This is a genomic window from Sphingomonas sp. (genome assembly GCF_031361285.1).
Classification (GTDB): Bacteria; Pseudomonadota; Alphaproteobacteria; order Sphingomonadales; family Sphingomonadaceae; genus Sphingomicrobium.
The window spans coordinates 49,146-58,154 of record NZ_JANMCO010000045.1 but is presented as its reverse complement, the minus strand read 5'-3'; the positions used below and the strand labels follow the sequence as shown (position 1 = coordinate 58,154).

At 65.2% G+C, this 9,009-nt stretch carries 10 protein-coding genes; 8 read left to right on the top strand and 2 right to left on the bottom strand.

Features of this window, described 5'->3' with window-relative positions; translation table 11 throughout:
* Positions 1-182: 182 nt before the first annotated feature.
* Together RMO25_RS04740 and RMO25_RS04735 are read right to left on the bottom strand one after the other, a co-directional pair.
* The gene (locus tag RMO25_RS04740) at positions 183-545 is read right to left on the bottom strand and encodes a cupin (protein WP_309661453.1); all 363 of its coding nucleotides are present in this window, start codon (positions 543-545) and stop codon (positions 183-185) included.
* Positions 546-547: 2 nt separating this feature from the next.
* Positions 548-1,483, bottom strand: coding sequence for a ribose-phosphate pyrophosphokinase (locus tag RMO25_RS04735; protein ID WP_309661452.1), 936 nt, complete (start codon positions 1,481-1,483; stop codon positions 548-550).
* Between the two features lie 91 nt (positions 1,484-1,574).
* On the opposite strand from RMO25_RS04735, the gene RMO25_RS04730 reads away from it, so the two are divergent.
* The 8 genes from RMO25_RS04730 (at position 1,575) to ribH (ending at position 9,009) form a co-directional block, all read left to right on the top strand.
* On the top strand, positions 1,575-3,233 hold the full coding sequence (locus RMO25_RS04730) for an NAD+ synthase (RefSeq protein ID WP_309661451.1): 1,659 nt from the start codon (positions 1,575-1,577) through the stop codon (positions 3,231-3,233).
* The gene (locus tag RMO25_RS04725; protein WP_309661450.1) at positions 3,230-4,549 is read left to right on the top strand and encodes a glutamate--tRNA ligase; all 1,320 of its coding nucleotides are present in this window, start codon (positions 3,230-3,232) and stop codon (positions 4,547-4,549) included. The genes RMO25_RS04730 and RMO25_RS04725 overlap by 4 nt, the downstream gene beginning before the upstream one ends.
* Positions 4,550-4,636: 87 nt before the next feature.
* Positions 4,637-5,287, top strand: a complete 651-nt coding sequence (locus RMO25_RS04720) for an energy transducer TonB (RefSeq protein ID WP_309661449.1) — start codon at positions 4,637-4,639, stop codon at positions 5,285-5,287.
* Between the two features lie 47 nt (positions 5,288-5,334).
* Complete coding sequence (locus RMO25_RS04715; protein WP_309661448.1) at positions 5,335-5,658, top strand: hypothetical protein; 324 nt, start codon at positions 5,335-5,337, stop codon at positions 5,656-5,658.
* 10 nt (positions 5,659-5,668) lie between these two features.
* Positions 5,669-6,622, top strand: coding sequence for a bifunctional diaminohydroxyphosphoribosylaminopyrimidine deaminase/5-amino-6-(5-phosphoribosylamino)uracil reductase RibD (gene ribD, locus RMO25_RS04710; protein ID WP_309661447.1), 954 nt, complete (start codon positions 5,669-5,671; stop codon positions 6,620-6,622).
* 9 nt (positions 6,623-6,631) lie between these two features.
* The gene (locus tag RMO25_RS04705; protein ID WP_309661446.1) at positions 6,632-7,246 is read left to right on the top strand and encodes a riboflavin synthase; all 615 of its coding nucleotides are present in this window, start codon (positions 6,632-6,634) and stop codon (positions 7,244-7,246) included.
* A 43-nt stretch (positions 7,247-7,289) separates the two neighbouring features.
* Positions 7,290-8,573, top strand: a complete 1,284-nt coding sequence (gene ribB / locus RMO25_RS04700) for a 3,4-dihydroxy-2-butanone-4-phosphate synthase (RefSeq protein ID WP_309661445.1) — start codon at positions 7,290-7,292, stop codon at positions 8,571-8,573.
* Between the two features lie 4 nt (positions 8,574-8,577).
* The gene (gene ribH, locus RMO25_RS04695) at positions 8,578-9,009 is read left to right on the top strand and encodes a 6,7-dimethyl-8-ribityllumazine synthase (protein ID WP_309661444.1); all 432 of its coding nucleotides are present in this window, start codon (positions 8,578-8,580) and stop codon (positions 9,007-9,009) included.

The following is a 9,009-nucleotide window of genomic DNA, read 5'->3' as shown; positions in this document are numbered from 1 at the left end:
TTGACGCCGCTCTTGGTCTTGAGCTTGGGCATTTTCGTCTCCTTTGTGGCCCGCGCAAGTTTCCTTGGGGGCGACGTTTCCGAACGGCCACGGCAGCCCTAACTGGCCGGGCCGTTCGTTTTCCAACGATCTGGAATGGGGCGGCCTATACGGGCGGAGGCACCCCAAGGCAAGGTCGCCGCTTAGCCCTTGGCGGCGTAGTCCTCGGCACCCATGAAGTGCAGCGAGACATAGGGCTCGTCGCCAATCACCCAGCTGTCGTGCCCGGGCGGGATGTAAAACAGGTCGCCGCCGCGCATCTCGATCACCCGGCCGTCGTCCATGCCCGCGGCGGCGGCGCCAGCCACGACCATGCCGACATGCTCGACCATACACGATTGCTGGCCGAGCGCGGCGCCGACATGCACCGACCATTTCCAACCCGGCTGATAGGTCGCGCGGCCGATCGTCATCTTGCCCATGTGGACGAGTTCGAAGCGGCCCTTGTCGAACTCACGGACTTCGTCGGGCTGGTCGAAGCGCTTGAGGATGACGTCGAGATTCATGCTTAATCGAACAGGCTGGAGACGCTCGATTCGTCGGCGATCCGGCGTATGGCTTCGGCAAGCAACGGGGCGATCGACAGCCGGCGGATCTTGCCGCCCTTGGGGTCGGGCTCGCCGGTGCAGATTGAATCGGTGACGACCAGCTCCTTAAGCTCGGAGGCGCCGACCCGCGCCGCGGCACCGCCGGACAGGACGCCGTGGGTGCAATAAGCGACGACTTCGACCGCGCCCTGCTGTTTCAGCGCCGCCGCCGCGTTGCACAGGGTCCCACCCGAATCGACGATGTCGTCGATCAGGATGCAGGTGCGGCCATCGACGTCGCCGATGATGTTCATTACTTCCGATTCGCCGGCTCGCTCGCGGCGCTTGTCGACGATCGCCAGCGGCGAGTTGTAGAGCCGCTTGGCGAGGCTGCGGGCGCGGACGACACCGCCGACGTCGGGCGAAACTACGGTCAGGTCGCGGTTGGCAAAGCGCGCCTGGATGTCGGCGGCGATGACCGGGGAGGCGAACAGATTGTCGGTCGGGATATCGAAGAAGCCCTGGATCTGGCCGGCGTGGAGGTCGATCGACAGCACCCGGCTGGCGCCGGCGACAGTGATCAGATTGGCGACCAATTTGGCCGAAATGGGGGTGCGCGGACCGGGTTTGCGGTCCTGCCGGGCATAGCCGAAATAAGGGATGACCGCAGTGATCCGTTTGGCCGACGCGCGCCGCAGCGCGTCGATGCAGATCAGCAATTCCATCAGATTGTCGTTGGCCGGGTAACTGGTCGACTGGATGACGAAGACGTCCTCGCCGCGGACGTTCTCGTTGATCTCGACGAAAATCTCCTCGTCGGCAAAGCGGCGTACGCTCGCCTGCGTCAGCGGCATTTCGAGATAGTCGGAAATCGAGCGGGACAGCGGCAAATTGCTGTTCCCGGCGAGCAATTTCATGGCGGTGTCGGCTCCCCAGCGCGGCGGTTCGAACCCGACCCTTAGCCAGCGATGGTTCGCAAAGCAAAGCTTCCGGTCTAAGGCGCCGACGATGACAGCCAAAGCCTCTCAGCGCCTGATCATAGCCTTGGCGCAAATGAACCAAAGCGTTGGCGACCTCGAAGGGAATGCCGCGGCAATTCTGGCGATGCGCGAGCGGGCCAAGGGCGCCGACCTGTTGCTGTGCCCGGAGCTCCAGCTGACCGGCTATCCGCCCGAGGATTTGGTGCTCAAGCCGGAATTCGTGCGGCGCACAATGGACGTCGCCGAGCGGCTGATCGACGCGACCGCAACCCCGGGGCCGGCGATCCTGATCGGCTCGATTGTCCACGAAGATGGCGCCAATTATAATGCGCTGCTGCTGGCCGACGGCGGCCGCCTGCTGGGCCGGACCCTGAAACGTGAGCTGCCCAATTACGGCACTTTTGACGAAAAGCGCATTTTCGCGCCCGGCCCGATGCCCGAGCCGGTCGAATTTAAGGGGGTCAAGCTCGGACTGCCGATCTGCGAGGACATCTGGCAGGAAACCGTGTGCGCGCATCTCGCCGACGCCGGCGCTGAGCTGCTGCTGGTCGTCAATGGCAGCCCGTATGAGCTCGACAAGGACAATCAGCGCCAGCAGATGGTCCGCTCGCGGGTGACGATGGCCGGGCTGCCGATGGTCTATCTCAATCGGGTTGGCGGCCAGGATGAACTGGTGTTCGACGGCTCGTCGTTCGTCTTGAATGCCGACGGCGAGCTGGTCGTCCAGATGAACGACTGGGACGAACAATTGCTGCTCACCGAATGGATCCGCGAGGCGGATGGCTGGCGTTGCCAGACCCGCGCCGAGCATCCGCTCGCTGCGTTTCCGGAGGATGTCTATCAAGCGATGACCGTCGCCTTGCGCGATTATGTAACGCGCAATGGTTTCCCCGGCGTGATCCTCGGCCTGTCGGGCGGCATCGACAGCGCGCTGTCGGCGGCGATTGCCGTCGATGCGTTGGGCCCCGACAAGGTGTGGAGTGTGATGCTGCCTTCGAAATACACCAGCGACGAAAGCCTGGAGGACGCGGCCGAATGCGCCCGATTGCTCGGTTGCCGCCATGACGTCGTGCCGATTGTCCCGGCGGTCGAAGCGATCGACCAAATGTTGCCGGACCTGCCCGGCCTGGCGGCGGAAAACGTCCAGGCGCGCCTGCGGATGGTCGCCCTGATGGCCTTGTCCAACGCTGGCGGTGACATGCTGCTGACGACTGGCAACAAGAGCGAGATGTCGGTCGGCTATGCGACGCTCTACGGCGACATGGCGGGCGGCTATTCGGTGCTCAAGGATGCCTACAAGATGACCGTGTTCGCGCTGTCCCGCTGGCGCAACGGCCACAAGCCCGACGGCGCGCTGGGCCCCGACGGGCCGGTGATGCCGGCGCGGGTGATTAGCAAACCGCCGAGCGCCGAGCTGCGCCCCAACCAGAAGGACGAGGATAGCCTGCCGCCCTACGCCTTGCTCGACCGGATCCTCGAAGGGCTGGTCGACAAGGAAATGTCGGCGAAGGAAACCGCTACTGCGACGGGTGCGGACATCGCGCTCGTCGCCGACATCGAGACCAAGCTGCTGCGCGCCGAGTATAAGCGCCGCCAGGCCCCGCCCGGGGTCAAGATCGGCAGCCGCAATTTCGGCCGCGACCGCCGCTATCCGATCACCAACGCTTTCCACAGCGGGCCCAAATGACCGTCACCACGCGTTTCGCCCCGTCGCCGACCGGGCGGCTCCACGTCGGCAACATCCGCACCGCGCTGCACAATGCGTTGTTCGCCAGGCAGCATGGAGGGACCTTCATCCTGCGGATCGACGACACCGATCGCGAACGCTCGACCGCCGAATTTGATTTGGGCATCCGCGACGACCTCGACTGGCTCGGGCTGAAGCCCGACAGCGTGGTTCGTCAGTCGGACCGCTTCGACCTCTACGAACGCGAGTTCTGCCGGCTGCGCGAGAGCGGCCGGGTCTATGCCTGTTACGAAACCCCCGAGGAGCTCGAGGTTCGCCGCAAGGTCCTGCTCGGCCGCGGGTTGCCGCCGGTTTACGAGCGCAAGGTCCCCGCTGCGCCGGTGCCCGAAGGCCGCGGCCCGCACTGGCGGTTCCGGCTCGACCACAGCCGACCCATCGAATGGACCGACCTGGTGCGGGGCCCGCAGCGCTTCGACCCGACATTACTGTCCGACCCGGTCGTCCGCCGCGAGGATGGCAGCTGGCTCTATCTGCTGCCGTCGGTGATCGATGATGTCGATCTCGGCGTCACGCACGTCGTGCGCGGCGAGGACCATGTCTCGAATAGCGCCGCGCAATTGCAGATGTTCGAGGCGCTTGGCGCCCCGGCCCCCGAACTGGCGCACGAGGCTCTGCTGGTCGCGGCCGAGGGCAAATTGTCGAAGCGGCTGGGCTCTATCGGCGTCGAGGAAATCCGCGGCGCCGGCCTCGAGCCGATGGCCTTGTTGTCGCTGCTGGCGCGGCTTGGCACGTCGCGGCCGGTCGAGGCCATCACCGACCTCGGCGAGCTGGCGGCCGACCTCGACTTCGCCCATTTCGGCCGCGCCCCGGCGCATTTCGATCTGGCCGAGGTCGAATTGCTCAATGCCCGGTTGCTGCACCGGCTCGACTTTGCCGACGTTGCCGCGCGCCTGCCCTCAGGCGCTAGCGAGCAGGATTGGCTGCTATTGCGCGGCAATCTTGAGCGCCTTGCCGATTTCGCCGACTGGTTCGCGGTGATCGGCGGCGAAATCACCCCGCCCGAGCTTGGCGACGACGAGCGCGCGCTGGTCGCCAAGGCGGCCGAAATCGCGCCGACGCTCGACTGGTCGAACGAGCCATGGAAAGCCCTGGCCGAGGCGCTCAAAGTCTCGACCGGCCTCAAAGGCAAGGCGCTGTTCCACCCGCTACGGCGGGCGCTGACCGGCCGCGAATCGGGCCCCGAAATGGCCGGCTTGCTCGACCGCATGGGCCAGGACCAGGCTGTTGCCCGCCTTGCCGCAGCCGCCAATCACTAGCCGTTTCGTTACGCCAACAATTCGCTTTGAAACTGCGAAGATATAATGTAACATCTCTTCCATCATCTCGTGGTGAAGGAGATCGATATGTTGGCCTACGCAGCCCACGGGCGCCGTGTCGCCGAACGCCATTCCGCACCGCATGTGATGATGCTGATTGTCACCGCGCATATCGCGGTGATCGCCGCCGTCATGAGCGCCCGGATGGAACTTCCGCCCCGATTTTTCCCGCCGTTGATCAAGATCAGGAATATCAAGGTTCCGCCACCGCCGCCGCCGATCCTGGCGGAAGGCAGGATCAAGACCAAGGCGACGACGACCATCGATCACGCCCGCACCATCGTGCCGCCGCCGCAACCGACCGGCGACAAGATCATCGTCGACACCAGCCGCCCGCCGATCGGCGGGGGCGAGACGATCGGGACCCAGGATCCCACGCTCACGCTGGTCCCCGTCCGGGTCGGTCCGCGCTTCGCTACGCCGCCGTCCGAAGTTCGCCCGCCCTATCCGCCCTCGAAACTCGACCGCGAGGAGGAAGCGGTCCTCCGGCTCAAGCTGACCATCGATGCTAATGGCCGGGTGGTCGCGGTCGATGCGGTCGGCAAGGCCGACCCAGCCTTCCTCGCTGCGGCCCGCCGCCATTTGATGGCGCACTGGCGCTACCGGCCGGCGACCGAGGATGGCCGGGCCATGGTGTCGGCGACGGTGATTACCCTGCGCTTCGAGCTCAACGAGTAATCGCGACAGGGCTGGCGAGCGCACATGCCAGCGCCTATCTCGTGGCCATGTCAGTGTTCCCCCGTCCGGTCGGCCCGCGCGCAGCATGGAAGGATTTTCGTGCTTTCCTGCGCCAGCGCGGCCGCGAACAATGGATCGGCGCCGCGCTCGCGGTGCTGGTGACGATCATCATCATTATCGAATTTTTGGTCGATTCGCGGATCAACACCGCGCCGCCGCAACAAATTATCTACGTCCAGCAATGGAGCGCCAACCGCACGGATGCCGAGATCATCGCCCAGCAAAAGGTCGACCAGGCAGCGAAGGAAGCAGCGCAAAAAGAGAAGCAGCGCCAGTTCCAGAAGCTCGAGAAAAAGCTTGGCATGGACTGACGCCGAGGCAATGGCCGAGGCGATCGGGCTTGGCTTGGCCGCACGCGGGCGCTCGGCGCCCAATCCCAATGTCGGTTGCGTGATCGTCTCTGACGGCGAAATCGTCGGCCGTGGCGCCACCCAGCCCGGCGGCCGGCCACATGCCGAAGCGGTTGCGCTGGCGGAAGCTGGCGCGCGGTCGAAGGGCGCAACCCTCTTCACCAGCCTCGAACCTTGCGCGCATGACAGCGAGCGTGGCCCGGCGTGTTCGGACCTGATGGTCGAGGCCGCGCCGGCCCGCGTCATTGTCGCCCTGCAAGATCCCGATCCACGCACGGCCGGCCAAGGGATCGAACGCCTTAAGGCAGCGGGAATCACGGTCGACGTCGGCTGCGGCGCGGCTGCGGCTGCCGAATCGATGGCCGGCTATCTGACCCGCATGACGTTCGGCCGGCCGCGAATCACGTTGAAGCTGGCGCTGTCGATCGACGGCAAGATCGCCATGCCGTCGGGGACAAGCAAATGGATTTCGGGCGAGGACGCGCGCGCCCACGTCCATCTCGAGCGCGCCCATACGGACATGATCCTGGTCGGGCGCGGAACTTACCTCGCCGACGCGCCCAGGCTCGATGTGCGCTTGCCGGGGCTTGAAGATTGGTCGCCGCGCCGGGCGCTACTGACCCGTGGCGACGCGGTCGACGGCTGGGAAACGCTGCATTCTCCGCAGGATGTCTATCGGCTTCATGACGTCAACGACCTGCTGGTCGAAGGCGGGTCGGCAACCGCGACCGCGTTCCTGGCCGAGGATCTGGTCGACCGTATCCTCATCTACCGCGCCCCGATCATCGTTGGCGAAGGCAAGTCGTCGTTTGGATATGTCGGGCTCGAAGGCATTGCCGACGCCCACGGCCGCTGGCGCGCCGGCGACGGACGCGCACTCGGCGTCGACCGGCTCGAAGTTTACGAGCGGGTCCGCGAAAGCTAGGGCGCGACTATGTTCACCGGGATAACCACCGACGTCGGCACGGTCCGCAGCGCCGAACAGCGCGGCGACCTGCGGCTGACCATCGCCAGCGGTTATGACATGAATTCGGTCGATCTCGGCAGTTCCATCGCTTGCTCGGGCGTGTGCCTGTCTGTCGTCGACAAAGGTGATGACTGGTTCGCTGTCGACGTATCGGCGGAAACCCTGTCGCGCACCGCGAGGGACCTGTGGCGCGAAGGTGCGCGTCTCAACCTCGAGCGGTCATTGCGCGTTGGTGATGAACTTGGCGGTCATATCGTCAGCGGCCATGTCGATGGCGTCGCCGAGGTGATCGACGTCAAGGCCGAAGGCGGCTCGACCCGCGTTACCCTCCGCGCGCCCGGCAATCTTGCGCTTTATCTCGCACCAAAGGGGTCGATCACGCTCGATGGCGTGTCCCTTACCGTCAACGAGGTTCGGGACGGCGATCGCGCACCCGATTTCACCGTCAACATCATCCCCCACACCGCCGCACAGACGACTTTTGGTGACATTGCCGTCGGCGGACAGTTGAATGTCGAAATCGACGTGATCGCGCGCTATCTGGAGCGGATGTTGGCAGGCCGAGGACAGTCCAGGACATAAGTTTGCGCTTGTCATCACATTACAGTGTGATTACTTCGTGACTATGAGCACCAATTTGATGGAGCGGCTGAACGCCGTGATCGCCACCGGGGAAGTCAGCCGCTCGGGTCTCGCCCGCGCCGCCGGCCTTCACCCCAACTCCTTGCGCAAATTGGGCTCGCCCGACTGGAACCCAACCGCCGACACGCTCGGACGGCTCGAAAAGCTGCTCCAGCGCGGCAATACGGAATTATTGGTCGGCGCCGAAGCGATCATCGACGAAGCCCGCAACGGGCGGATGTTCATCCTGGTCGATGATGCCGACCGCGAGAATGAGGGCGACCTGGTCATCCCGGCGCAAATGGCAACGCCGGACGCAATCAACTTCATGGCCCGGCACGGGCGCGGCCTGATCTGCCTCGCTCTGACCAAGGAGCGAGTGGACGCGCTCGGCCTGCAGCCGATGACCAGTTCCAATCGCAGCCGCAATGCGACCGCCTTCACTGTCTCGATCGAAGCGACCGAGGGCATTTCGACCGGGATCAGCGCCGCCGACCGCGCGCGCACCATCGCCGTCGCCATCGACGCCAGCCACGGGCCCGAAGCTTTGGTTTCGCCTGGCCATGTGTTCCCGCTGGTCGCCCAGCCGGGCGGTGTGCTGGTCCGCGCCGGCCACACCGAAGCCGCGGTCGATGTCGCGCGCCTGGCCGGTTTGAACTCGTCGGGCGTGATTTGCGAAGTCATGCGCGAAGACGGGACCATGGCTCGGCTCGACGATTTGATGAGCTTTGCCGCTGTTCACAGTTTGAAGATCGGTACCATCCGCGACCTCATCGCCTACCGGTTGAAGAAGGACCACATGGTCGAGCGGGTGGCGACCACTGGCTTCACCGCTCGCAGCGGCGCCCAGTGGCAGGCGCAAGTGTTCCGCGACAAGGCGACGGGGGCCGAGCAATTGGCGATGGTTCACGGTAGCATCAACCCCGATCAGCCAGTGCTGGTGCGGATGCACAGCCTCGACCTGTTCGCCGACGTTTTGGGGGAGGCAAGCGAGCGGTCCGGCCTGCTGCCCGGCGCGATGGCGATGATCGAGGCGCAAGGCGCCGGCGTCATTGTCGCGCTCCATGCGGCCTCGCCGGGTTCGCTGTCGCGCGCCACCGATCTGCGCTCGGGCAAACCGACGGAAGGTGGCGAAGGTCTGCGCAGCTACGGCATCGGCGCCCAGATCCTCGCCGCGCTCGGCATCCACGACATGATCCTATTGTCCAACACCTGCCACTCGCCGGTCGCGCTGTCGGGCTATGGCCTGGCAATCATCGAGGAACGCCGCATCGAACTGGCGCACTGACGTCATGGCGCGGGTCCTCATCGCCGAAGCGCGTTTCTACGCCCATCTCAACGACATGTTGCTGGCTGGCGCGCGGGCCGCGATCGAAGCGGCTGGGCATAGTCATGAGACGGTCACCGTGCCCGGCGCGCTCGAGCTGCCGGCGGCAATCCTGTTGGCATCGGAAAGCGGTCGCTTCGACGCTTATGTCGCCATTGGCGTCGTCATTCGCGGCGAGACCTTTCACTTCGAGATCGTCGCCCAGGAAAGCGCCCGCGGGATCATGGCGCTGACGCTTGACGGGCTGGCGGTCGGCAACGGCATTTTGACCGTCGAGGACGAAGCGCAGGCCATCGTCCGCTCCAATCCGAAGCAAGGCGACAAGGGCGGCGACGCCGCCCGCACTGCGCTGACAATGATGGAATTGCGGTCGCGTTTCGGCATCACTCCGCGCTAA